A 25,033-nucleotide genomic window follows, 5' to 3' on the forward strand; every position below is an offset into this window, starting at 1 on the left:
CGAACCCCTGTCGGGTTGAAACCCGACCCACAGGGAGCGGCGGGGGTTTGTGGGTCGGACTTCAGTCCGACGCGGCAGGATGAATTCAACCCCATGTCGGGTTGAAACCCGACCCACAGGGAGCAGCGGGGGTTTGTGGGTCGGACTTCAGTCCGACAGGGTCGGGTAAAATGATGCTGTGTTGTCGGGTTGAAACCCGACCCACAAAAAACCGAACCACTGAAATTTGCAACAAGCATGCGGCGACACAACCAGTAAAGGGGATGCAATGTATCTGGAGCACTTCGGCCTCGACGAGCCGCCGTTCAAGATCACGCCGGTCACCGACTTTTTCTTTTCCGGCGCGAATCGCGGCGAGATCCTGGATGCGCTGGTGTACGCCATTACCGACGGCGAGGGCATCGTCAAGGTCAGCGGCGAAGTCGGCAGCGGCAAGACCATGCTGTGCCGCATGCTGCTCGACAAGCTGCCGACCAGCATCAAGGCGATCTACCTCGCCAACCCCAGCATGTCGCGCGACGAGCTGCTGTACGCCATCTGCGACCGTCTGCAGCTCGACCTCGAAGGCAAGCGCATCAGCGTTATCCTGCAGACGCTGCAAAACCACCTCGAGTCCATGTACGAACGCGGCGAACGCGCCGTGGTGCTGGTGGACGAGGCGCATGCGATGCCGCTGGACACGCTGGAGGAACTGCGGTTGCTGTACAACCTGCAGGTCGGCAAACACAAGCTGCTGCAGATCGTGCTGTTCGGCCAGCCGGAGCTGGACGAAAAACTGGCGCAGACCAATATGCGGCAACTGAAGGACCGCATCGTCCACCACTTCACCATCCTGCCGCTGTCGCAAAAAGTCATCCACGATTACCTGATGTTCCGCATGCGCGCCGCCGGCTACAAAGGGCCGGACATTTTCACGCCCGAGGCGGAAAAGATGATCGGCAAGGCGTCGCAGGGGTTGTTGCGTCGGGTCAATATCCTCGCTGACAAATCGCTGCTCGCCGCTTTTGTCGAGAATACGCACGCCATCGAGGCGCGTCATGTGCAGGCAGCATTGCGCGATAGCGAGATGGCGCCGATGCAGGCGTGGGGCACGCGCAAGCCGGTCGGCATCCTCGGCGGAATGGCGTTGCTGGCGGCGATTCTCGTCGGTGCGGGATGGTTCATCGGTCAGGAGCGGGGCGTTGCAACAGTTGCGCCAAGTCCGGTGCAGCCGTCTCAGGCAGTGCCCATACTCCAGATTTCCGGGGATCTCGCCAGCCATCCGGAGACGGGAGGAGCGAGTGCGGTTGTGATGAGCGCGCCGGTTTCGGCAGTGGCGGCGGCACAGCCGATGGTCGTCGATCCGGTGCCGGTTAAACGGCCCCCATTGCGGCAATTGTCCGGTATCCCCGCCGGCAGCCTGCTGCAACAGCGGCTGGAGGTGACCCGGCAAATGTTTGCGGACGCGCCGCCAGGCGCGAGCAGCATCCAGTTGTTCTATACGGAGAGTGTGCAACCGGAGCGGATGGAAGGATTCCTGCAGCGTGCAAAGGGCCTCGGTGTGCTGGATGCGATTTATCTTTTGCCCATCCAGTTGCATGGCAAAGATGCCTTCCGCGTGTTGTACGGAACGTATTCCAACAGCAGTGAGGCGCGCAGTGCCATTGCGCAATTGCCGCCGCGTTATTTGGAGGCATTTGCGCCAACCTTGTATTTGCTAGATGACTCGCAGAACGCTTTGTAACCAAATGATATGAAAAATATATAGACCTTCTGAAAGGTTGCCAGAGAGGCTGAATTGGGCTACCTTGCGAAAAACACACGGGGGGAATCCGGAATGCGCTATCGCTATGTACTACTTTGTGCGGCCTGTGCAGGCCTTGTGGCTTGTGGCACGCGACCGATCAAACCTTCCGATCAGCACATTCAGCAATCTTCTGCTACACAAGCCGCCGGCGTCATTCCCTCGCCGATCCGCCATGCCGTCGTATTGCCGCCGCCAAAGCCGGCAGCCAAAGTCGAAACCTACAGCGTCGTCGTGACCAATCTGCCGGCCCGCGAAATCCTGTTCGCGCTGGCGCGCGATGCGAAGATCAACATCGACATCCACCCCGGCATCGAAGGCAACGTGACCATCAATGCCATCGACCAGACCCTGCCGCAGATCCTCGACCGCATCAGCCAGCAAGTGGCGATACGCTATGAGCTGAAGGAAGGCCATCTGGCCGTGATGCCGGACGGACCCTATCTGAAGAACTACAAGATCGATTACGTCAACATGGCGCGCGATTCCGACGGCGGTATTTCGAACACGACACAGGTGGGCGGCAGCGCCGGCGGCAGCGGCGGGGGAAACAACTCGCAGCTGTCGATCAAGAATGCGTCGAAAAACCACTTCTGGGACACGCTGGTCAAGAACATCACCGACATCCTGAACGAGACCGACAAGGAGGTCGTGGTGGGGCGCCGCGCCTCCAGCGCGGCCGTGCAGACGTCCGATGAAAAAGTAACCGGCAACAAAACGGAAAACGAGGGCAAGGCGGCGGTCGCCGAGCAGCAAAAGAGCAGCGAACAGGAATTCAAGGAATATCGCACCTTGCAGGCCTCCGCGGTGATCTCCAATCCGGAGGCGGGCATCATCACCGTGCGCGCCACGGGCAAGCAGCACGCGAAGATCCAGGAGTTCATCGTGCAGGTGATGCGCAGCGCGCGGCGCCAGGTGCTGATCGAGGCGACCATTGCCGAGGTGCGACTGAACAGCAATTACCAGCAGGGTATCGACTGGTCGCGCCTGCGTCTGCCGGGACGCAAAGGCTTCGCCATTTCGCAGCAGGGCTCCGCCGGCTTGCCGGCGAACAATACGGGGAGTTTGTTCATTCTGGATTACCTCAATCCCACGTCGAAGCTGGGCGACTTGAGTGCATCGATTTCGCTGCTGGATTCGTTTGGCGACGTCAAGGTGTTGTCCAGTCCGAAATTGAGTGTGCTGAACAACCAGACCGCAATGCTGCGCGTGGTGGATAACCTGGTGTATTTCACGATCAAGGCGGACACCGTTTCCAACCAGACAACGAGCACCACTACCTTCACCACCACGCCAGTGACCGTGCCGACCGGGTTCACCATGAGCGTGACGCCGCAGATCGACGACAGCGATACGGTGCTGCTGAATTTGCGTCCGTCCATCACGCGCCTGCTCGGTTTCGTCAACGACCCCAATCCTTCGCTGGCAACCGTCGGCGTGGTCAGCCGCATTCCGCAGTTGCAAACACGTGAAATGGAATCCGTGCTGAAGATCGGCAACAACCAGATCGCGGTGATGGGCGGGTTGATGCAGGATGAAATCAATAATCTGACGGACGGCATTCCGTTGCTGGACCGGATTCCGGTCGCGGGCAATGCCTTCCAGAACCGCAACGACACCAAGACCAAGACCGAGTTGGTCATCTTTCTGCGCCCTATCGTGATCAAGGATGCCAGCATCGACGGCGACTTTGCCGCTTTCCGCAGCAGTCTGCCCGCGGCAGATTTTCTCCAGCCTGAAAGCGACAAGGGGGTGAAATGAGCCTGCTCCTTGATGCGATGAAGAAATCCGGACACGACAAAGGGACCGGCCTGTCGCTGGAGGAGCCCCCTCCCGCGTCTGCGCCCCAGACGCCTGCCGCAGGGTCGGGTCACGCCGAGACCTCCCGTGCCGCGGGGCAGAATCTGTTTGCGGCGAAGAAAAAAACGCCGCCGCGCCGGCGCTGGAATCTGGGCCTGGTGCCGACCACGCTGCTGATCTGCGGCACGATCGGCGCGGGCTATGGCTATTACGTCTGGACCGAACTCAATCCCCCCCGTGCAGCGGGTGGCGTTGCGCACGCCGCCTCCGCCGCCGCCTGCCACGCCGATTGTTGCGCCACCCCCGCCCAGGGTTGCTGCCATCCGGCCGGAGCCGATGCCCGCACCTGTACTGGCTGCCCCGCAAGCGGAGGCGGTTGTCCCGGCCCGGGTGGCGCCCGTCGTGGCGACCGTTGCTCCGCCCGCGCCGCGCACCAGATCGGCCAGCCAGCCGCGCGCGCCGCGTCTGGCGATTCGCAGCGCAACCAGAACCGATAGCGTTACGCCAGCCCTGCAGCAGGCCTGGCAGGACTACCAGCGCGGCAACTATGCTTCGGCCAGCGAGGGCTATCGCAACGTGCTGGCGCAGGACATTCGCAATCGCGACGCCTTGCTCGGGATGGGGGCCATTGCCCAGCAGACCGGCAACGAGCAGGAAGCGCAGCAGTTTTTCCACCAGGTATTGCTGCTCGACCCGCGCGATCCGGTGGCGCTGGCGGCCATGACGTCCTATGCCACGCCGAATTCGGAAGATGCGGAAATCCGCCTGCGGCAGATGCTGGCCAACCAGCCGCGTTCCGCCGCCTTGCACTATGCGCTGGGCAATGTGTACCTGGATCAATCGCGCTGGGCGGAGGCGCAGCAGGCCTATTTCACCGCGCTGGCGCTGGAACCGGGCAGCCCGCAATACAGCTATAACCTTGCGGTCAGCCTCGATCATCTGGGGCAAGGCAAGTTGGCGGCGGATTATTATCGCCAGACCTTGCAGCTCGATCCTTCCGGGCGGTCGGGTTTCGATGCCGCGCAGGCACAGCGCCGGCTGAACGAGCTGAACGCGGCGCGATAGGGCAGACGATGGCGGTTCCGCAGCAACAGCTCCAGCAGCCCATCGGTCAATTGCTCATCGCCAAGGGCGTCATCAGCGAAGACCAGTTGCGCATTGCGACCCAGGAGCAGAGCAAATCACCGCAACCTCTGGGGCGATTGCTGGTGCGTCTCGGTTTTCTGTCCGAGGCGACGATACGCGATGTGCTGTCGGAAAATCTCGGCCAGGAAACGGTTGACCTGGCCACGGTGATCGTCGATTCGGCGGCCGTTACCCTGATCCCGAAGGAAGTGGCGCGGCGGTATCAACTGGTGCCGCTGTCGGTGGACGGTCTCAACAAAAATCTCACCATCGCCATCGCCGACCCGGACAACATCATCGCGCTCGACCAGGTGCGCGCGCTGCTGAAGGACGAGTACCGGCTGATCACGCTGCTGGCGAGTGAATCCGACATCCTGCGCGCCATCGACCAGTATTACGGTTTCGAGTTGTCCATCGACGGCATCCTGCACGAGATCGAGCCGGGCGAACTGGAGCACCAGGCGCTGCAGCAGGGCGTGAACGAATTCAGCCAGCCGGTGGTGCGCCTGATCGATGCGTTGCTCACCGAGGCCGTGCAGCAGAGTGCCTCGGACATCCACTTCGAACCGGAGAACAGTTTCCTGCGCATCCGCTACCGCGTGGACGGCGTGCTGCGCCAGGTGCGCAGTCTGCACAAGAGTTTCTGGCCGGCGATGGTGGTTCGCCTGAAGGTGATGAGCGGGATGAACATCGCCGAAACGCGCGCGCCGCAGGACGGACGCATTTCGCTGCGCCTGTCCGGCCGGCCCATCGATTTTCGCGTCGCTTCGCACCCCACCCAGTACGGCGAAAATCTGGTGCTGCGCATTCTGGACCGGCAGAAGGGCATCGTGCCGATCAACCAGCTCGGCCTCGACGACAGCGCCCTGGCCATGCTGCTGTCCATCATCGCCAAGCCGGAAGGCATCGTGCTGGTGACCGGCCCGACCGGCAGCGGCAAGACGACCACGCTGTATTCCATTCTCAATCACGTCAATACCGAGTCGGTCAACATCATGACCTTGGAAGACCCGGTGGAATACCCGATCCCGCTGATCCGTCAGAGTTCGGTGAACGAGGCGGCCAAACTGGATTTTGCCAGCGGCATCCGCTCCCTGATGCGGCAGGACCCGGACATCATCCTGGTCGGCGAAATCCGCGATCACCCGACGGCGGAGATGGCGTTCCGCGCCGCGATGACCGGCCACCAGGTTTATTCGACGCTGCACACCAACTCGGCGGTCGGCGCCATCCCGCGCCTGCTCGACATCGGCATCCTGCCCGACATCCTGGCCGGCAACATCATCGGTGTCATGGCGCAACGACTGATCCGGGTTTTGTGTCGCCATTGCAAGTATGCGTACCAGCCCGACGCGGCCGAACGCAAGTTGCTCGGCCTGCACCACAACGAGGAAGTCACCCTGTACCGTGCGGCCGGCTGCGATGTGTGCCACCACCAGGGCTATGCCGGACGCCAGGCCATCATGGAAATTCTCAAGCTGGATTCCGTGCTGGACGATCTCATTTCACGCCGCGCCAGCATGCGCGACATCAAGCAGGCGGCGCTGGAAGGCGGTTTCCGTCCGCTGGCACAGGACGGCATCCGCCGCATCCTGCAGGGCGTCACGTCGGTCGCCGAGGTGATGCGCGTGGTTGACCTGACCGACCGCAACTAGAAGGGAACCCATGGCCCTCTACGCCTACAAGGCAATCGACGGGGATGGCAAGAGCGCCCGGGGCTTGCAGGACGCGGCCAACCTGATCGACCTGGAGATGCGCCTCAAGCGCGGCGGGCTGGATCTCATCAGCGCCAAGGAGCAGGACCATGCTTCCTCGTTCGGCGCGACCCGGATCAAGCGCGCCGATCTCATCACCTTCTTTTTCAATCTGGAGCAACTGACCCGTGCCGGGGTGCCGCTGCTCGAATGTCTGGCCGACCTGCGCGACACCATGGAGGAGGCCACCTTTCGCGAGATCATCGCCAACATGGTGGAGTCGATCGAGAGCGGCAGGAAACTGTCGCAGGCCATGAGCGAACACCCCAACGCGTTCGACAAGATCACCACGAATCTCACCCGGGCGGGCGAGGACAGCGGCCGCCTGGTCGATGTGTTCCGGCACCTCACCGAATCGCTCAAATGGCAGGACGAGATGGCCTCGCAGACCAAGAGCATGATGATCTACCCGGCCTTTGTCGGCACCATCGTGCTGGCCATCACGTTCTTCCTGATGATCTATCTGGTGCCGCAACTGGTCGGATTCATCAAGGGCATGGGGCAGGAGATTCCGATCCAGACGCGGATTCTGCTGGCGACTTCGGATTTCTTCGTTGCCTACTGGTATGTCCTGCTGCTTGCGCCGTTCGTGCTGTTCGGCAGCTACAAACTGGCGCTCAAGGTCGATCCGAAACTGCAATACCACGTGGACAATTTCAAACTGCACGCGTGGCCGACCGGCCCCATCCTGCGCAAGATCATCCTCGCCCGCTTCGCCAATACCTTTGCCATGATGTACAGTTCCGGCATCACCATCATGGATTGCATCGCCAACTCGCGCGATCTGGTGGACAATCAGGTCATCGCGCAAAGTCTGCAAAATGTCATGAGCGAAATCGAGGCCGGCAAGAACCTGACGCAAAGTTTCCAGAAGACGGGCATCTTCCCGCCGCTGGTGGTGCGCATGCTGAAGGTGGGCGAGGCCACCGGCCAGCTCGACCAGGCTCTGCTCAATGTCAGTTATTTTTATGATAGAGATGTGAAGGAAGCGATCAAAAAAGTTCAAGTGATGATCGAGCCGGCCATGACCCTGATCCTTGGCGCACTGTTGGGCTGGGTGATGTTGTCGGTGTTGTCGCCCATTTATGATCTCATCGGCAAGGTGCAACTCTGATGCGTACCCTTATTTTCCTAACTGCAGAGACTGTTCAAATCCATATCTGGCATCGGGGTGGCGCGACGGTCATGCGCGAGTTCAGCAACGATGCGGAGGGCAGGGAACAGTTTGCCGCCGCACTGGGGCGGCATCGTAATCCTTTGTGGTTGCTGGTCGATATCATCGAGGAGGACTTTCATCTGGAGTCCATCCCGCATTTGCTCGGGCCCAGCCGCCGTGCGCTGATCGAGCGCAAATTCGAGCAGTATTACCGCAGCACCCCGTTCCGTCAGGCGACCTTGCTCCAGCGCCAGAGCGAGGGGCGGCGCGATGACGATTACCTGTTCTCTGCGCTGACCAACCCGCAACGCATCTCGCCGTGGCTGGATATTTTGCATATGCTTCGGGCTCCGCTTGCCGGCATCTATTCCGTGCCGAACATCAGCGCAATGCTGCTGGCGGGAATTGACGCCGAGCACGTGTTGTTGCTGACGTTTGAAAAACGGGCGGGCCTGCGTCAGACCTATTTCCACAACAAACGCCTACACTTTTCGCGTCTGATCCCCCTCAATGGCGAAGGTGATTTCGTCAGCACCGCCATTGCTGAAACGCCGCGCACCCAACAATATCTGAAAAGCCTGTCCCTGCCGCCGCAAGGAGAGGCGCTGGATGTGTACATCCTCTGCCATTCCGGTGATACAAAAGCGATGCAGTTGGGGCTGGAGAATGCACCGGGTCTGAACTACCACTATCTCGATCTGAATGAATTCGCCCACCGTTGCAAATCCAGACATGAGTTTTCCGATTCAGATTGCACGGCGTTGCTGATGGACCAGTTGGCGCGCAATCAGCCGAGCGCGCACTACGGCAACAGCGAACACACGCATTATCATAGGCTGTGGCAATTACGCCGGATCATCAACATCCTTGCTGTGGCCGTCGCGCTGACGGGCGGCGTGTGGAGTGCGCTGGCTTACTGGAAAGGTGAGCAGTATGCGCAGGTATCCGCGCCTATCCTGCAACAAACCGAGACCGTCCGCGCGCAGGCGCAAGCAATCCAGAGAAAATTTTCGACTACCCGTGTGCCGGCGAATGATATGAAAGTCGCTGTACTGCTGGCGCGTGCCCTCAACCAGTACTCGCCCCCGCCGTCGCATATCCTGTTCGAATTGAGCGCCGTGCTGGATGATTTTCCGCGCATCAGCGTGAGAAAACTGGCCTGGCAAACCAGCGCCGCCGATGCCCCGCCTTCCGCTTATCCGGCGCAAGTCATCACGTTCGACGGCGTAATCAGCGGGTTCGGCAGCGGCCACCGCAGCGCGCTCGACTATCTGGATCGCTTCCAGCGCGCGCTGGTGCAGCACGGTTACGCGGTGAGCGCCACCGCAATGCCGCTGGATGTCAGTTCGAAAGGGAGCATCAGCGGGCAAACCAGCGGTGAAGCCGCGCAGGGGCAGTTCACCCTCAGGATCATCTGGAGGCATCCGTCATGAATTTCTCGCGCGAAGACCTGGATGAAATCAAATGGAGTCTGCTGGCCTGCTTGTGCGCCATGATCGGAGCCGCTGCATTGTTCAACTTTAGTACTGCATATGAGCAAAAGATGCAGCAGCAGCTGACGCAAGTGCAACGCCTGCTGAACGATGCGCGCAATCAGCTCGCCAGCGCCCAAAGCGATCTGGAAAACATGGCTTCCTATCAGATGGAATACGACGCGCTGGTCGCGCAGAAAGTCATCGGCAGCGAACAGCGGCTGGACTGGATCGAGGGGCTGGACAAGCTGCGCGCACAGAGGCTGGTGCCCGATTTCAAATACACCATCGCCGCGCAAAAACCCTATGTGCCCAATCCGCCGCAAAACGCCGGCAACTTCGCCCTCAATCTCAGTCCGATGACCCTGGAACTGGAACTGCTGCACGAAGAGCAACTGTTGCGCTTCTTCACGGCCTTGGGAAACCAGTTGCCGGGATGGTTCCTGCTCGATCATTGCACACTGTCGCGCAACGAAACGGCTGCGCCCGGTGCTCCCCCGCTGCGGGCCGACTGCGGCGGCGGCTGGTTCACCCTGAAGAACGGGAGTACCCCATGATGATCTTTTGTCATTCCGGCGCAGGCCGGAATCGAGTCAGTAAAATAGGCTTTATTGCTTTTATTCTGTGCGCCAGCGGCGCTGGAGTGACCAATGCCGCCGAACTCGGCCGCCTCTTCTTCACCCCGCAGGAACGCGCCCAACTCGAAATACAGGGCGCTGTAAAGTCTGATGCCCCCGCGCAAAGGGACTCCCTCACCGTCAACGGCATGATCCAGAAAAATGGCGGCAAACGCATCTTCTGGATCAACGGCGAAAAGCAGGAGGCCGTGGCCGCCACAGGCAAAGCCCCGGCCAGCGTGAAAGTCACCGTGCCCGGCAACCGCCAGCCGGTTGAAGTCAAGGTCGGGCAACGGATCGAATTGAATGCGCCGCCGCGCGACGCGGAACAGTAGGGGATGACCATGCCGGCGTGTGATCGCTCCCCGCTTTTGCAACATCGCCAGAACGGCGGTGCCATGCTGGTCATGCTGGTCATTCTGGTGATCGGCATCACGACCGTGTTCATCACATCATTGAGCGAGTCAGCGATCCGCAACAAGCGCGTCCTGTCCAGCGCCGACGCATTGGCTCGCGCCAAAGAAGCATTGATAGGGTTTGCCATTAGTTACGGTGATACGCACCCGGAAGACCCATTGCAGCCAAGAGACACGGCAGGCTATCTGCCATGCCCTGACATCAATGCCAGCAATGGAGAAGGCAGCAGCAATACATGCGGCACAGCAGGGGCGAACAGTATGGGCAGGCTCCCGTGGCGGACACTGGGCCTGACCGGCATATTGGACGGCCAGCAAGACTGTTTGTGGTATGCGGTTTCTGGAAACTACAAAAACAATCCCAAGTATGGCGGAACGATGAATTGGGATACGCCCGCACAGCTCCATGTTTTTGATAGTAATGGTGGCGAGCTGGAGGCCGGCGAGGTGGTTGCGGTGATAATTTCGCCCGGCACGCCGCTCCCTGGAAATGCCGAGCGCGCCGGAACCACCACCCCGATTTGCAGGGGAAATTACACGGCCAGTGCGTACCTGGACAATGACACCGAGCACGGCATCAACAACGCAGACATCTCTCAAGCAAAATTCATCATGCCGCATGATCACCGTGACGCGAATGGCAATATCACCCTATCCACAAATGATCAGTTTGTTTACATCACCCGCCAAGACATATGGACAGCTGCCGAAAAACGTATCGCCAGAGAAGCCAAACAATGTCTGGATGATTACGCAGCCAGTGCCGGCGGGAAATATCCTCTGGCAACATCTGTTTCCATGACCTCCGCTCCAAGCCTGTTCGGCCGCCTATCCGCCACCATCAACAGATCCAAACCCAGAGCAGCAGACCTTGCAATGGTGCGCAGCTTTGAAAGCTTGATCCCGGTTCTATTAACCTTCAGGAATAATCGTACGTTACAAAATTTTTCTGCGATTGACACGCCAGCAGCGAATGCCAAGAGTGCCGCAGACAATGTTAAAGACTATTACGATGGAATAAACAATACGCTTGAATCTGCAGCAGATCAGTTGAAGGACGCTGCAGCCACAGCCAAGGATTGGAATCCAGGGTCATGGCCTAGCACCTCTAGCATCAACAATGTCCTTAATCAGATTTATAACGCATCGGCGACCTTTTCGAGCAATCTTCCCGTCGACACCGGCATGCCAAGCAGTTGGCCGACCAGTTGTACCCTGTTCACATCAGAACGCTGGACAACCCATTGGAAAGATTTGATCTTCTACCAACTTGCAGACGGATATAAGCCCGGTAGTAGCAGCCCCCTAAGTTGTGGCAGCAGTTGTTTGGGCATTGAAGTTAGCGGCCACTCTGCTCCAGGATCGGGAAGTTATCGTGCTGTCATCATCGGATCGGGGAAAATGTTGAACGCAAGTCGTGATTCATCGGTAATCGGCGATTACCTCGACGTGGACAATCTACTTCCCCAAAATGATGTTTCCAAACCATACAAGACCTATCGCACTACAGATGTAGCGCACCAAAACACAAATGATCTGGTGCTCTGTCTGGACGGCGGTTCAGGGAATTGCCGATGAAACTTGCTAACACCCTTATCCCAGAAAATCGGGTTTTCGGATTCACCTTGGTCGAAATGGCCATGGTGCTGACCATCGTCGCATTGCTGCTGACTGGCTTGGTACCAACGATCAGCAGCCAGCTTGAGCAGCGAAAGATAAGTGAAACCAAATCAAAATTAATAGATATCCAACAAGCACTGATCGGCTTTGCCTTGATCAACGGCAGACTTCCTTGTCCATCCCAATCCTCGCTCGCAACCGGCACCGCCGATGCAGGCATTGAAGCCACAATAGCCAATACCTGCGCCTGTGTGACTGCCGGAGGCGGCGTCGCAAGTGCCGATGCGAGCAGAGTGGCTTGCACCGCCACATCAGTTACAGGCGTCCTTCCTTGGGCGACCCTAGGGATATCTGAAACCGATGCTTGGAATCGACGCTTTACCTATCGTGTTACAAAACGCTTCGCAGATGAAATTGCTGCCGGAACAACTGACTGCACCCCCGCCGTAACCGCACCTGCTGCATCTAGCTTTGCACTCTGCTCAAAAGGTGTACCCGATATTCTGTCAGCTGGCAGCACACCAGTTGCAGCTGCTGTTCCAGCAGTATTTGTCTCGCATGGCATGAATGGTGCCGGTGCTTTTATTTCAAACGGAATTCAACTGACTGTATCAAGCAACAGTGACGAAGTCGAGAACAGCGACAACGACAAGAACTTTGTCAGTCACGAATTCACTCCAGGATATGACGATTTGCTTGGTTGGATACCATCCAGCATCCTGTTCAGCAAGATGGTGAGCGCAGGCAAACTTCCCTAAACCCTGCGCCAGCTCGTCCCCTGCGCGGTATCTTCCAGCACGATCCCCGCTTCCAACAAGGCCTTGCGGATACGGTCCGCTTCGGCGAAGTTCTTTGCTTTCTTGGCTCTGATTCGCGCTTCAATCTGCGCATGGATCGCGGTGTCGTCCAGTAGCGACTTACGCCAGTCAATCACCCATCGTCTCAAGCAGAAAACCCGATGCCGCCGGGTTTATCTTTTTTAGTTTTGATATTCCTTTGCGCAATCTTTTCTCCCATCCCGGACCGTTCTCTTTTGCTTCTTTGCAGGTCTCGGCAAGTTCATCCGGCCTGGAGTCCATGTAGTACTGGATCAGCACGTTTGCCTGTCTGACATCCTTGTTGATTTTCGCGGTTTCCGAAATCTTTCTTTCCGCCGACACGATGAGCTTGTGGATCGCAAAACGATCCGGCTTGGGGACCGTCACAAGGACGGCTCCGTCATTCCCCAGCGCCCCGGCTTGCGTCGTGTCTTTCATCGAAAACTCCATGAACTTCAAGGGTTGCAGCGCAATGGAGAGCCCTTCGATATGGACCGGTTCGTCACTCACGGATGTCTTGGCTGTCAGAAAGTCCACCATGAATGCAGGATCGGAAGGATTCACATAGCGCGCCCCTTCTGTCCCCTTAAAGGTCGAAACCGGAATAAGCCCCATTTCCAGTGACTCAAGCGCCGATCTTGTTTCAACCTTGATATTGGCCGGCAGTGCGATGGAGATGTTTTTCCCCGCATGGGCGAAATCGACATCCTGAGTCTGCATGCGCTCTGCCGGTGATATCCCGAGCATGTTGCACATCGTCAGAAAGGCATGCGTTCCAACCAATATGCCGCCCCGCTTGAAGAAGCCGTACTCGTCAAGCCGCTTGATAACTCTGTAATGCTTGGGCAATACAGGGTTGCACCCAAGCGCAACAGCAGCCGCGGCCAGCTTTCGTATGGGAAGCATTTCATGCGATTGATGTTGCGCGATCAAAGCGCGGACCTTGTCGCTGTCCGGCCCGATATATATCTGCCTGACAGAACCGTTGATGTCCCGATACTGAAAATACCAATACTTCTTCTGGTGTACGCTCTTGGTTCCAAAGCTGCCATTCAAGTTGGCAACGGAATTGGATACGCTGGATGCCAGCACTGCATCAAACAGATCGGCGTATGCGTTTTGTGCGCTTGAGGAGAGTTCAGCATAAAGTCTCATGGCGAGACTTTATCATACAAATTAATTTTTTGTAGTATACGGCAATAAAACCTAAACCCTGCGCCAACTTGTCCCCTGAGCAGTGTCTTCCAGCACGATTCCCGCTTCCAATAATTCTTTGCGAATGCGGTCTGCCTCGGCAAACTCAGCCCCACGGGTTGACGATTTCCAATCCCGGATATTCAAAATCCTTTTCGTTCCGCGTAACGAGGCGCAATTCGTAATGAAGCGCTGTGGCCGCCAGCAAGCTGTCTATGCTGGGTACGGGACGCCCCATCAATGCAAGCAGTCTGCCCCAACGATCCGCAACAGGCATATTCACCGGCAATACTCTGGCCCCGAACCAGTCTGCCAGATCATGTTCGAGCCACAATCTGAGTTTCTCGCGGCGCGCCCCATCCGGCATCTGCTCGACCCCTTTGCGTATTTCACCCAGGGTCAACACGCTGATATGCAATGCATCCGAAGGGATGTTCTCAAACCAGTCCAGGACTGACTTGGCCGGCTTGGGGCGAACCAGTTCAGAAATGACGTTGGTATCGAGCAGATAGCTCATAGCTTTATGTTGCGGGTCGCGGTTTGCTCGCGTGTGATTCCAAGATCACATCCCACGAGCGGCGATGATCGCATCAACTCCACAAAGCTTGGCTTTGGATTGATGAGCTTCAGATAGTCACGACGGGAGATCAATACGGCGACAGGCTCGCCATGCACGGTAATGTTCTGCGGCCCTTTGCTTTGGGCGCTTTTCACAACTTCGCTGAACTTTCCCTTTGCTTCCTGCAATTGCCATGTTTTCATAATGCCTCAAAATTCTAGTCAGACCGACCAGATTCTACCAGCAGAGGCATTATTGGTGGCGTTTTGTTTATTGCGACTGCTGAACTATGCCCTGCGCCAGCTCGTCCCCTGAACAGTGTCTTCCAGCACGACACCCGCTTCCAATAATGTTTTGCGGATACGGTCCGCTTCGGCGAAGTTCTTTGCTTTCTTGGCTCTGATTCGCGCTTCTATCTGTGCGCAATAAAAAAGCCCCCGAAGGGGCTCTCTTCAGTCCTTTACCGCTTAAACCGCCGCTTCTTTCAACACTTCTGGCCTACGCTCTGCAATACCGATCAGTGTTTTCGCTGCACCGCTGGGTTGTCTGCGACCTTGTTCCCATTCTTGAAGCGTGCGAACAGACACTCCCAACAGTCCCGCAAATTCGGCTTGCGACATCCCTGATTTCTTTCTCGCCGAAATTACTGGAGAAAGAACCACACGCCCTTTTCCGTCTTTCATTTGGCGCACAGATGCCAACAATTCTGTGCCGATGTTTCGTGTCGCCTCGAATGCTTCCAGCTTCTTGTCACTCAATGGTTTTTTCGATTTCATCTTTTAACTCCTTCAATATATTCCCATCAACTGAATCCAGTTTGCTCTTTGCGTAGATCATGAGTAGCCATATCTCGCCATTGGCCAATCGGTTGAAATAGATCACGCGCACACCACCCGATTTACCCGAGCCTGATCGCGACCACCTAACCTTGCGCACGCCGCCTGATCCTCTAACGACATCTCCAGCGCTTGGGTTTTCTGCGACGAACATTATGAAAACATCGTGCTCATTCTCCGTCCAATAGAGCGGCCAGAGTTTTTCGAATGCCTCGGTTTCGATGATCGTGAGCATGGTTGCCATTATCCGTCAATGCCGTATATCGTCAAGTAGCGCTGGCTAGATAGATGGGTAGATTGCCCAGCATGAAAGTTACCCTAAGCCCTGCGCCAGCTCGTCCCCTGCGCGGTATCTTCCAGCACGATACCTGCTTCCAGCAGCTCCTTGCGAATGCGGTCTGCCGTAGCAAAATCCTTGGCCTTCTTGGCGGCGATGCGCGCTTCGATCTGGGCATTGATCGCGGCATCATCCAATCCGCCAATCGTCGCGCTTCCTTGCAGGAATTCTTGCGCGTCCCTTTGCAGCAGGCCCATTACGCCAGCCAGCGCCTTGAGCTGTGCAGCGGCTTCGGCAGAATGGCTGCGGTTCACTTCGTTGGCGAGGTCGAACAATACGGCGACGGCTTCCGGCGTGTTGAAATCGTCATCCAGCGCGGCTTTGAAACGCTGCGCGTGAGGTTCGTTCCAGTCTGGCGACACATTGCCCTGTAGGTCGGACTTCAGTCCGACGACTTCCTGTCGGATTGAAGTCCGACCCACCAGTGCAGCAGCCCCATTCAGCGCCGTATAAAGCCGCGTCAGTGCGCCTTTGGCATCGTCCAGATGCGCGTCGGAATAGTTCAGCGGACTGCGGTAGTGCGCGCGCAGGATGAAGAAGCGCACGACTTCGGCGTCGTACTTCTTCAGCACTTCGCGGATGGTGAAGAAGTTGCCCAGGCTCTTGGACATCTTCTCGTTGTCCACGCGCACGAAACCGTTGTGCATCCAGTAGTTCACGTACTGGCAGCCATGCGCGCCTTCGCTCTGCGCGATCTCGTTCTCGTGGTGCGGGAACTGCAGGTCGGCACCGCCACCGTGAATATCGAAATGATTGCCGAGCAAGTCAGAACCCATCGCGGAACATTCAAGATGCCAGCCGGGCCGGCCTTTGCCCCACTTGGAATCCCATTTCACTTCGTCTGCCTCGCCTTCTTTGGCATGCTTCCACAGCACGAAGTCGAGCGGGTCGTTCTTGTCCGAAGCTACTTCCACGCGCTCGCCGGCGCGCAGGTCTTCCAGCGACTTGCCGGAGAGTTTGCCGTAGCCATCGAATTTACGAACGGCGTAGTTCACGTCGCCGTCTGCCGCTTGGTAAGCCAGGCCGTTCTGTTCCAGTTTCTCGACCATCTGCAGCATCTGCGGGATGTACTGCGTGGCGCGCGGTTCGTGATCCGGACGTTGCACGCCCAGTGCATCGGCATCCTCGTGCATGGCATCGATGAAGCGCTGTGTGAGCGTGTGGATGGATTCCTTGTTCTCCGCCGCGCGCTTGATGATCTTGTCGTCGATGTCGGTGATGTTGCGCACGTAGGTAACATCGTAACCACTGGCCTTGAGCCAGCGATAGACCATGTCGAACACCACCATCACACGCGCGTGGCCGAGGTGGCAATAGTCGTACACGGTCATGCCGCACACATACATGCGTACCTTGTTGGCCTCGATGGGTTTGAATTCCTGCTTGTCGCGGGCGAGGGTGTTGTAGATTTTCAGCATTTCTTTTCCTGAGCCGTCATTCCGGCGCAGGCCGGAATCCAGCGGGGTTATTCAATATGCAGTTGGTATTGTCTCCGCGTTGCGGAGAGTCATTTTCTAACTGGATACCGGCCTTCGCCGGTATGACGACTCGCTGCCGGTATGACGGCCTAACATATCGAGTCGTACAAATCCTTCCAGTCGGGATTGTTCTCTTCGACCAACTTCAGCTTCCATGCACGCTGCCATTCCTTAAGGGCCTTCTCGCGCTGAATGGCTGACTCCATGGTTTCATGCACTTCATACCAGACGAGTCGATCCACCCCATACTGTTTGGTGAAACCATCGACCACGTGATTCTTGTGTTCCCATATCCGCTTAACCAGATCGGAAGTGACTCCAATGTACAGCGTGCCGTTGCGTTTGCTGGCGAGTAGATAAACGCAGGGCAGTTTGCTCACCGTAGCTCCCTTGATTTTCGTCATACCGGTGCAGACCGGTATCCAGTGCGTTTATCAAAATGCCGTTGGCTTTGTCCGCGCTTCGCGCGGGCTGTTCGACTGACTGGATACCGGCCTGCGCCGGTATGACGGTCAACCCTGCTCTTTTGCCCACGAATCCCGCAGCGTCACCGTGCGGTTGAACACCAGCTTACCACCCGGTTGATGCTCGCGGCGATCAGTGACGAAGTAGCCGAGGCGCTCAAACTGGTAGCGCGTCTCCGGCGCGGCATCTTTCGCACTCGCTTCCACCCAGCCTTGTACGACTTTGAGCGAATCCGGATTCAGATGCGTGAGGAAATCCACGTCCTTTTTGCTATCTGGCTCTGCCACGTTGAACAGTCGGTCGTACAGGCGAATCTCGGCGGGCAGCGCGTGCTCGCGCGACAGGAAATGGATCACGCCCTTCACCTTGCGGCCTTCCGGGTTCTTGCCCAGGGTGTTGTGGTCGATGCTGCACTTCAGTTCGACCACGTGCCCGGTCGCATCCTTTACGACCTCGTCGCAGCGCATCACGTAGCTGTGGCGCAGGCGGATCTCGCCGCCCAGCGTGAGGCGCTTCCAGCCCGGCGGCGGCACTTCGGCGAAGTCGTCCGCTTCAATGAACAACTCCTTGCCGAACGCCACTATGCGCTTGCCAAGCTCCGGCACGTTGGGGTGGAAATCCGCTTCGCGCGTCAGCGCGCCGTCGGCGTTGGTGATGGTGACCTTGAGCGGATTGATGATCGCCATCACGCGCGGGGCGCGCAGCTCCAGATCCTCGCGGATCGCGCCTTCCATGATTGCCATGTCCACGCTGTTCTCGCCCTTGGACACACCGATGCGCCGGGCGAATTCGCGGATGCCTTCGGGCGTGTAACCGCGGCGGCGCATGCCGCTGATGGTGGGCATGCGCGGGTCGTCCCAGCCGCTCACCTTCTTCTCGTTCACCAGTTGCAACAGCTTCCTCTTGCTGGTGATGGTGTAGTGCAACTCCAGACGAGAGAACTCGTACTGGCGCGGATGACACGGCACGCTGACGTGGTCCAGCACCCAGTCGTACAAGGGGCGGTGGTCTTCAAACTCCAGCGTGCAGATGGAATGAGTGATGCCTTCCAGCGCGTCGGAGATGCAATGGGTGTAGTCGTACATCGGGTAGATGCACCACTTGTCGCCGGTGCGGATGTGGTGGGCACGTTTGATGCGGTAGATCACCGGGTCGCGCAGGTTGATGTTGGGCGAACTCATGTCGATCTTGGCGCGCAGCACCCTCGCGCCGTCGGCGAATTCGCCGTTCCTCATGCGCGTGAACAGGTCGAGGTTCTCGGCCACGGAACGGTCACGGTTGGGGCTGTTCTTGCCCGGCTCTTTCAGTGTGCCGCGATATTCGCGCATCTGCTCCGGTGTCAGGTCGTCCACATAGGCCAGTCCCTTGTTGATGAGTTCCACCGCGAAGTTGTACAGCGCGTCAAAGTAATCCGACGCCCAGTGCACGTCGCCGTGCCACTGGAAACCCAGCCAGCGCACGTCGTCCTGGATGGATTGCGCGTATTCCTCGCTCTCTTTCTCAGGGTTGGTGTCGTCGAAGCGCAGGTTGCAGGTGCCATGGTAGTCCTGCGCCAGTCCAAAGTTGAGGCAGATGGATTTGGCGTGCCCGACGTGCAGGTAGCCGTTCGGCTCGGGCGGGAAGCGGGTGGCGATGCTCGTGTGTTTGCCGGAGGCGAGGTCGCCGTCGATGATCGTGCGGATGAAATTTGAAACGGGTGCCGGGGTATTGCTGCTCATGTTGAATTGAAGGGTCAAGAGTGAACGGGATGCGCGATTCTACCCGAAACGGGGCCTGCGCTCGCGGGCACTTCCGGCTGAAACGGCCTATGTATGGGTCACGCTTCTTTGGTAGAATCGACAGCATCCGGCGGTATGCTGCCGCCCAAAAATCAATCAAAAATAAAGACAGAATGGAAATGCTGAAAAAAATCGGAACTGCCGTCGTTGCGTGTCTGCTGCTGTCGTTCAGTCTGAACGGGGGCGCGGACGAGATTCAGGACGCAAATAAATTGTTCAAGCAGGGCCAGCTCGACCAGGCCTTGAGCAAGGTCGATGCCTTTCTGGTGACGAAGCCGAAGGATGCGCAGGCGCGTTTCCTGAAAGGGCTGATCGTCAACGAGCAAGGCAAGCCGACGGAGGCGATCGACATCTTTGCCGCGCTGACCAACGATTATCCGGAACTGCCGGAACCGTACAACAATCTGGCCGTGTTGTATGCAGGGCAGGGACAATACGAAAAAGCCAAGGTCGCGCTGGAAATGGCGATCCGCACCCATCCCAGTTATGCCACCGCGCATGAAAACCTCGGCGATATCTACGCCAAGATGGCGAGCCAGGCCTACGACCGCGCGCTGCAACTGGACAAGAGCAATGCCGGCACCCAGACCAAGCTGGCGCTGATTCGCGAGCTGTTCGACAAGGGCGCGCGTGCCGCCAAGTCTCCCGGTGTCGTGCTGGCGGATGCTGCTCCGGGCAGTGCAGTGCAGCCGGTTGCTCCTGCGGTGCAGCCGACAGCGCCCGCCGCCGTGGCGAGCAAGCCCATCATGGTGGCCGAGGCTCCGGTGGCGCGGACGGCACCGGTTGCCCCGGTCAAGGTGGAGCCGGCTCCACCCATCACGCCTGCCCCGGTCAAGGTCGAGCCCGCTCCGGCCAAAGTCGAAGCTGCGCCAGTGCCGGTCGTGGCCGCCGCGGATGTGAATGCCGAGATCGCGCAGGCAACGCACGACTGGGCCAAGGCCTGGTCGAGCAGGAACGTCAAGCAATACCTGTCCTTCTACGCGGGCGACTTCAAGACACCCGGCGGTCAGACGCGCGGTGCGTGGGAGGCGGTGCGCAGGGAGCGTCTGACCAAACCGAAATCGATCCAGGTCGGCGTAAGCAATCTCAAGGTGACGCTGGTCGATGCGCAGCAGGCGCGTGCGACCTTCAGCCAGAGCTACCGCGCCAGCCATTTCAAGAGTCTGGACCGCAAAACGCTGGTCTGGGTCAAGCGTGACGGCCGCTGGCTGATCGCCGAAGAGCGCGCCGGAAATTGATCATGCGCTGGCCACTTGTCCTGATCGGGCTTGCAGCTTTCGCCACCCCTGCGGTGGCCGAGCCGGATTCGCACAATCTGGAGCAGACGCTGGCGCGGAGTTTGCAGGCGGTCGGGGAGAATCGTCTTGATGTCGCCTTGAACGAAGTCGATTCCCTGCTTAAACGCAATCCCGACTTCAAGCTGGCGCAACTAGTCAGGGGCGACTTGTTGCTGGCACGGGCACAACCGCTGCGCGATTTCGGCAACGCACCCGATGCGCCGCATGAATTGCTGCAGGACCTGCGCGAAGAAGCGCAGGTGCGCTTGCAGCGCGCGCAGCAGCAGCAACCCGTTGCCGTGCCGCGTTACCTGTGGCAACTGAATGCGCAACAGCGCTATGCAGTGGTGGTGGACACCAGCAAGTCCACGCTCTATCTGTACGAGAACGTCAACGGCGAACCGCGTTACGTGGCCGATTTCTACATCAGCATGGGCAAGAAGGGTGCGGACAAGTTCGTCGAGGGTGACCAGAAAACGCCGCTCGGCGTGTATTTCGTCAACGGGTTTATTCCGCAGCAAAAGCTGGCCGATTTGTACGGCGCCGGCGCCTACCCGATCAGTTATCCCAACGAGTGGGATCAGCGGCATGGGCGCAGCGGCCACGGCATCTGGCTGCATGGCACGCCCAGCAACACCTATAGCCGCGCCCCCAGAGCCAGCAATGGCTGTGTGGTGCTGGCGAACGAGGATTTGCTCCGTCTCGGCCGCGACATCAAGGTCGGGGCGACTCCGGTCATCATCACCAACCGGATGGACTGGCTGGACGATGCCGACCGCGGCGAGCGCGAGGCACTGCGGGACGCCATCGAGCAATGGCGCACGGCCTGGGAAAGTCGCGACACCGCGGCGTATCTGGCGCACTACGCGCCGGATTTTTCCACCGGCAAACTGGGGCGCAGTGCGTTCGCGCAACAGAAACAGCAGGTCAATGCCGGCAAGACCTGGATCAAGGTGCGGGTCGATAACTTGAGCCTCTTCCCGTATCCGACCCAGCCGGGGCTGGTCGTGGTCAACTTCGACCAGGACTATACGAGCAACAATTTGGCCAATCGCATGCACAAGCGCCAGTACTGGCAAAAACGTGATGGCCGCTGGCAGATCATCTATGAGGGCTCCGCATCATGAGAAAATTTTTACCTATCGTTCTATCGATCTTGCTGGCCGGACTGTGCATCCTGCCCGCGCACGCCGCTTCTTCAACCCAAGGAAAAATGAAAATGGTCAAACTCGAAACCAACCACGGCACCATCGTCCTGCAACTCGACGCCGAGAAAGCGCCGCTCACCGTCCAGAACTTTCTGGACTATGTGAACGCCGGGTTTTACAGCAACACCGTGTTCCACCGCGTGATCCCGAATTTCATGATCCAGGGCGGCGGCTTCGAGCCGGGCATGAAGCAGAAAAAGACCAACGCGCCAATCAAGAACGAGGCCGCCAACGGCCTCAAGAATGACACCTATACCATCGCCATGGCGCGTACCGGTGATCCGCATTCCGCCACCGCACAGTTCTTTATCAACGTGAAGAACAACAGCTTCCTCGACTATCCGGGACAGGACGGCTGGGGCTATTGCGTGTTCGGCAAAGTGGTCGAGGGCAAGGAAGTGGTCGATGCCATCGGCAAGGTGAAGACCGGCAACAGCGGCTTCCATCAGGATGTCCCCAAAGAGGATGTCATCATCACCAAAGCCGAAGTCGTGCAATAACCAAGACGGCGCTGCGGCGCCGTTTTACATGGATGTCCCATTCCCTCTTCATTTCCGATCTGCACCTGAGCTCGGAACAGTCGTCCAGCGCGGCACTGTTCCGCCACTTCGTGCGCGACATCGCCCCGCGCGCGGAGGCGCTCTACATTCTGGGTGACCTGTTCGAGTACTGGGCCGGTGACGATGATCTGGCCGATCCGTTCCATGCCGCTGTCAGCGAAGACCTGCAGCAGTTGACCGCGCGCGGCACGCGCCTCTGCATCATGCACGGCAACCGCGACTTGCTGATGGGCGAGCAGCTTGCGGCGGCCTGCCGGGCGGAACTGCTGCCCGATCCGGTTTTGCTCGACCTGTATGGCACGCGCACCTTGCTGATGCACGGGGACGCGCTGTGCACCGACGATGTCGCCTACCAGCAATTCCGCACCATGGTGCGAGGCGGCGCATGGCGCGACGAATTTTTGCGGCTGCCATTGGCCGAGCGCAAAGCGCAGATCGAGCGCATGCGCGAGCAGAGCGAGCATTCGAAACGCCGCAAGGCGATGGAGATCATGGACGTGAACGAACAGGCGGTGCAGGCATTGTTGCGCGCGTATCACTACCCGCGCCTGATTCATGGCCACACCCACCGCCCGGCCAAACATCTGCACCCTCTGGATGGCCGCACCTGCGAACGCTGGGTGCTGGGCGACTGGGATAGCGGTACGGCACGCGTCTTGCGCGCCAATCAAGCCGGGCTGCACTGGATGACGCTGGGGGAGTAGAAGTAAGTTGCGCCCCGATTTCGACCTGAACTGTGTTTGGCGCTAGAATGCGCGTCCTTTTAGACGTTCAACTCAATCATGACCGGCATCACTATCGCCCTCTCCAAGGGCCGCATCTTCGAAGAAACCCTGCCACTGCTCAAGTCGGCGGGTATCACGCCGCTGGAAGACCCGGAGACTTCGCGCAAACTCATCCTGCCGACCAACCGTGCCGATGTGCGGCTGATCATCGTGCGCGCCTCCGACGTGCCGACCTATGTGCAATACGGTGCGGCCGATCTGGGCGTGGCGGGCAAGGATGTGCTCAACGAACACGGTGGCGATGACTTGTACCAGCCGCTCGACCTGAATATCGCCCGGTGCCGCATGATGGTCGCGGTGCCGAACGGGTTTGATTACGCAACGGCGGTACGCCAGGGCGCGCGTCTGCGGGTCGCAACCAAATATGTGAAGACCGCGCGCGAACACTTCGCTGCCAAAGGCGTGCATGTCGATCTGATCAAGCTGTACGGCTCGATGGAACTGGCGCCGCTGGTCGGCCTGTCCGACGCCATTGTCGATCTGGTCAGCAGCGGCGCCACCCTGAAAGCCAACAATCTGGTGGCGGTGGAAGAGATCGCGCAGATTTCTTCGCGGCTGGTGGTGAACCAGGCGGCATTGAAACTGAAGCGCGCAACCCTCCAGCCGATGCTGGACGCTTTTGCCGGCGCAATCAAAAATTAGGGTTCCTTTCCACGGGAATGATGCACGGGATAACGAAACATGAACATCACAAGACTTTCTACCCAACAAGCTGATTTCGATGCTGCGCTCACCAGGCTGTTGGCTTTTGAAGAGACGGCCGACGAAAAACTGGAAGTCACGGTTGCCGCCATCCTGGCCGATGTGAAGAAACGCGGCGATGCGGCCGTGCTGGAATACACGCGCAAATTCGATCGACTGACGTTGGCGGATGCGGCTGCGATGGAATTGCCCAAGTCTGAACTGCAAGCGGCATTCGATGGCTTGCCCGCAGATCAGAAAAGTGCGCTGGAGCGGGCTGCACGACGCGTCACCTCCTATCACCAGAAGCAGATACAAGCTTCCTGGAGCTATGCAGACGAGGACGGTACGTTGCTGGGTCAGCAAGTCACGCCGCTGGATCGCGTCGGCCTGTACGTGCCGGGCGGCAAGGCGGCCTATCCTTCTTCCGTGCTGATGAACGCCTTGCCCGCCAAAGTGGCCGGTGTGTCCGAGCTCATCATGGTCGTGCCGACACCGGACGGCATCAAGAATCAGCTGGTGCTGGCGGCAGCACACCTGTCCGGGGTGGATCGCGTGTTCACCATCGGCGGCGCACAGGCGGTGGCGGCGCTGGCCTACGGCACGGCGACCGTGCCCAAGGTGGACAAGATTGTCGGCCCCGGCAATGCCTATGTGGCTGCGGCCAAGCGCCGCGTGTTCGGCGTCTGCGGCATCGACATGATCGCCGGCCCTTCCGAGATCCTGGTGATTTGCGACGGTTACACCGATCCGGACTGGGTGGCGATGGACTTGTTTTCGCAAGCCGAACACGACGAGCTGGCGCAGGCCATCCTGTTGTCGCCGGATGCGGCCTTCATCGAAGCAGTGGCGGCCTGCGCCGACAAGCTGCTGGAACAGATGCCGCGCAAGGACATCATCAAGACCGCGCTGGAGAATCGCGGTGCGCTGATTCAGGTCGCCGATCTGGACGAAGCCTGCCGCATCGCCAACCGCATCGCGCCGGAGCATCTGGAACTTTCCGTGGCCGACCCCCAGGACTGGCTGCCCCGGCTCAAGCACGCCGGTGCGATCTTCATGGGGCGTTACACCTCTGAAGCTCTGGGTGATTACTGTGCCGGGCCTAACCACGTGCTGCCGACCTCGGGCACGGCGCGTTTTTCCTCGCCGCTGGGCGTCTATGACTTCCAGAAACGCAGCAGTCTGATCCAGGTTTCGGCTGCCGGAGCACAGACCCTGGGCGACATTGCTTCAACGCTCGCATTCGGCGAGGGATTGCAGGCACATGCCCAGTCCGCGCTGTACCGGAAAAACGGCTGAAAACTTTCGGTTGTG

Annotated in this window: 26 protein-coding genes; 17 read left to right on the top strand and 9 right to left on the bottom strand. The window is 58.7% G+C overall.

The genetic code is table 11. The features are described from left to right. The first annotated feature begins 268 nt into the window (after positions 1–268). From ACKTSJ_RS03045 to ACKTSJ_RS03095, 11 genes are all read left to right on the top strand, one after another. The gene (locus ACKTSJ_RS03045; protein ID WP_407897272.1) at positions 269–1,723 is read left to right on the top strand and encodes an ExeA family protein; all 1,455 of its coding nucleotides are present in this window, start codon (positions 269–271) and stop codon (positions 1,721–1,723) included. A 93-nt stretch (positions 1,724–1,816) separates the two neighbouring features. Beyond that, the gene (locus ACKTSJ_RS03050) at positions 1,817–3,544 is read left to right on the top strand and encodes a type II secretion system protein GspD (protein WP_407897274.1); all 1,728 of its coding nucleotides are present in this window, start codon (positions 1,817–1,819) and stop codon (positions 3,542–3,544) included. After that, entirely contained in the window at positions 3,541–4,080 is a 540-nt protein-coding gene (locus ACKTSJ_RS03055) for a hypothetical protein (protein WP_407897276.1), read from the top strand. The genes ACKTSJ_RS03050 and ACKTSJ_RS03055 overlap by 4 nt, the downstream gene beginning before the upstream one ends. After that, positions 3,986–4,648: a tetratricopeptide repeat protein gene (locus ACKTSJ_RS03060; protein WP_407897278.1), complete on the top strand. Its 663-nt coding sequence runs from the start codon at positions 3,986–3,988 to the stop codon at positions 4,646–4,648. The genes ACKTSJ_RS03055 and ACKTSJ_RS03060 overlap by 95 nt, the downstream gene beginning before the upstream one ends. Before the next feature lie 8 nt (positions 4,649–4,656). Continuing rightward, on the top strand, positions 4,657–6,363 hold the full coding sequence (locus ACKTSJ_RS03065) for a GspE/PulE family protein (RefSeq protein ID WP_407897280.1): 1,707 nt from the start codon (positions 4,657–4,659) through the stop codon (positions 6,361–6,363). Positions 6,364–6,373: 10 nt separating this feature from the next. Further along, complete coding sequence (locus tag ACKTSJ_RS03070) at positions 6,374–7,576, top strand: type II secretion system F family protein (protein ID WP_407897282.1); 1,203 nt, start codon at positions 6,374–6,376, stop codon at positions 7,574–7,576. 71 nt (positions 7,577–7,647) lie between these two features. After that, positions 7,648–9,051, top strand: coding sequence for a hypothetical protein (locus ACKTSJ_RS03075; protein ID WP_407897284.1), 1,404 nt, complete (start codon positions 7,648–7,650; stop codon positions 9,049–9,051). Next, complete coding sequence (locus ACKTSJ_RS03080) at positions 9,048–9,647, top strand: hypothetical protein (RefSeq protein WP_407897286.1); 600 nt, start codon at positions 9,048–9,050, stop codon at positions 9,645–9,647. The genes ACKTSJ_RS03075 and ACKTSJ_RS03080 overlap by 4 nt, the downstream gene beginning before the upstream one ends. Before the next feature lie 86 nt (positions 9,648–9,733). Then, a complete protein-coding gene (locus ACKTSJ_RS03085) occupies positions 9,734–10,042 on the top strand; it encodes a hypothetical protein (RefSeq protein WP_407897288.1) in 309 nt (102 codons plus the stop codon). A gap of 63 nt (positions 10,043–10,105) precedes the next feature. After that, a complete protein-coding gene (locus tag ACKTSJ_RS03090) occupies positions 10,106–11,701 on the top strand; it encodes a hypothetical protein (protein ID WP_407897290.1) in 1,596 nt (531 codons plus the stop codon). Beyond that, positions 11,698–12,501 carry a type II secretion system protein gene (locus ACKTSJ_RS03095; protein ID WP_407897292.1) on the top strand — a complete coding sequence of 268 codons (804 nt, stop codon included), beginning with the start codon at positions 11,698–11,700 and terminating at the stop codon, positions 12,499–12,501. Before ACKTSJ_RS03090 ends, ACKTSJ_RS03095 begins: the two co-directional genes overlap by 4 nt. On the opposite strand, the gene ACKTSJ_RS03100 is transcribed toward ACKTSJ_RS03095, so the two are convergent. The 9 genes from ACKTSJ_RS03100 to ACKTSJ_RS03140 form a co-directional block, all read right to left on the bottom strand. Beyond that, the gene (locus tag ACKTSJ_RS03100) at positions 12,498–12,677 is read right to left on the bottom strand and encodes a hypothetical protein (protein ID WP_407897360.1); all 180 of its coding nucleotides are present in this window, start codon (positions 12,675–12,677) and stop codon (positions 12,498–12,500) included. The genes ACKTSJ_RS03095 and ACKTSJ_RS03100 overlap by 4 nt on opposite strands. Beyond that, positions 12,670–13,716 (bottom strand): GSU2403 family nucleotidyltransferase fold protein, encoded by a 1,047-nt coding sequence (locus ACKTSJ_RS03105; protein WP_407897294.1) that lies wholly within the window; start codon positions 13,714–13,716, stop codon positions 12,670–12,672. The genes ACKTSJ_RS03100 and ACKTSJ_RS03105 overlap by 8 nt, the downstream gene beginning before the upstream one ends. A 145-nt stretch (positions 13,717–13,861) precedes the next feature. Then, positions 13,862–14,272: a type II toxin-antitoxin system VapC family toxin gene (locus ACKTSJ_RS03110; protein ID WP_407897295.1), complete on the bottom strand. Its 411-nt coding sequence runs from the start codon at positions 14,270–14,272 to the stop codon at positions 13,862–13,864. Beyond that, on the bottom strand, positions 14,269–14,517 hold the full coding sequence (locus ACKTSJ_RS03115; RefSeq protein WP_407897297.1) for a type II toxin-antitoxin system Phd/YefM family antitoxin: 249 nt from the start codon (positions 14,515–14,517) through the stop codon (positions 14,269–14,271). The genes ACKTSJ_RS03110 and ACKTSJ_RS03115 overlap by 4 nt, the downstream gene beginning before the upstream one ends. A 264-nt stretch (positions 14,518–14,781) precedes the next feature. After that, on the bottom strand, positions 14,782–15,090 hold the full coding sequence (locus ACKTSJ_RS03120) for a helix-turn-helix domain-containing protein (RefSeq protein WP_407897299.1): 309 nt from the start codon (positions 15,088–15,090) through the stop codon (positions 14,782–14,784). Continuing rightward, positions 15,065–15,385: a transcriptional regulator gene (locus tag ACKTSJ_RS03125; protein WP_407897301.1), complete on the bottom strand. Its 321-nt coding sequence runs from the start codon at positions 15,383–15,385 to the stop codon at positions 15,065–15,067. The genes ACKTSJ_RS03120 and ACKTSJ_RS03125 overlap by 26 nt, the downstream gene beginning before the upstream one ends. Positions 15,386–15,468: 83 nt before the next feature. Further along, the gene (gene cysS / locus ACKTSJ_RS03130) at positions 15,469–16,905 is read right to left on the bottom strand and encodes a cysteine--tRNA ligase (RefSeq protein WP_407897303.1); all 1,437 of its coding nucleotides are present in this window, start codon (positions 16,903–16,905) and stop codon (positions 15,469–15,471) included. Between the two features lie 149 nt (positions 16,906–17,054). Beyond that, positions 17,055–17,345 (bottom strand): GIY-YIG nuclease family protein, encoded by a 291-nt coding sequence (locus ACKTSJ_RS03135; protein ID WP_407897305.1) that lies wholly within the window; start codon positions 17,343–17,345, stop codon positions 17,055–17,057. A gap of 132 nt (positions 17,346–17,477) precedes the next feature. Next, on the bottom strand, positions 17,478–19,148 hold the full coding sequence (locus ACKTSJ_RS03140; RefSeq protein WP_407897307.1) for a glutamine--tRNA ligase/YqeY domain fusion protein: 1,671 nt from the start codon (positions 19,146–19,148) through the stop codon (positions 17,478–17,480). Between the two features lie 179 nt (positions 19,149–19,327). On the opposite strand from ACKTSJ_RS03140, the gene ACKTSJ_RS03145 reads away from it, so the two are divergent. The 6 genes from ACKTSJ_RS03145 to hisD all read left to right on the top strand — a co-directional run bounded on the left by ACKTSJ_RS03145 (position 19,328) and on the right by hisD (position 25,018). Beyond that, the gene (locus ACKTSJ_RS03145; protein ID WP_407897309.1) at positions 19,328–20,446 is read left to right on the top strand and encodes a tetratricopeptide repeat protein; all 1,119 of its coding nucleotides are present in this window, start codon (positions 19,328–19,330) and stop codon (positions 20,444–20,446) included. Between the two features lie 2 nt (positions 20,447–20,448). After that, positions 20,449–21,612, top strand: a complete 1,164-nt coding sequence (locus tag ACKTSJ_RS03150; RefSeq protein ID WP_407897311.1) for a L,D-transpeptidase family protein — start codon at positions 20,449–20,451, stop codon at positions 21,610–21,612. 92 nt (positions 21,613–21,704) lie between these two features. Continuing rightward, positions 21,705–22,193, top strand: a complete 489-nt coding sequence (locus ACKTSJ_RS03155; RefSeq protein WP_407897313.1) for a peptidylprolyl isomerase — start codon at positions 21,705–21,707, stop codon at positions 22,191–22,193. 32 nt (positions 22,194–22,225) lie between these two features. Then, positions 22,226–22,957, top strand: a complete 732-nt coding sequence (locus ACKTSJ_RS03160; RefSeq protein WP_407897314.1) for a UDP-2,3-diacylglucosamine diphosphatase — start codon at positions 22,226–22,228, stop codon at positions 22,955–22,957. A gap of 78 nt (positions 22,958–23,035) precedes the next feature. After that, positions 23,036–23,680 (top strand): ATP phosphoribosyltransferase, encoded by a 645-nt coding sequence (gene hisG, locus ACKTSJ_RS03165; protein ID WP_407897315.1) that lies wholly within the window; start codon positions 23,036–23,038, stop codon positions 23,678–23,680. 39 nt (positions 23,681–23,719) lie between these two features. Then, positions 23,720–25,018, top strand: coding sequence for a histidinol dehydrogenase (gene hisD / locus ACKTSJ_RS03170; protein WP_407897317.1), 1,299 nt, complete (start codon positions 23,720–23,722; stop codon positions 25,016–25,018). Positions 25,019–25,033 lie beyond the last annotated feature (15 nt).

Origin of the sequence: Ferrigenium sp. UT5, assembly GCF_045866295.1 — a bacterium.
Classification (GTDB): Bacteria; Pseudomonadota; Gammaproteobacteria; order Burkholderiales; family Gallionellaceae; genus Sideroxyarcus.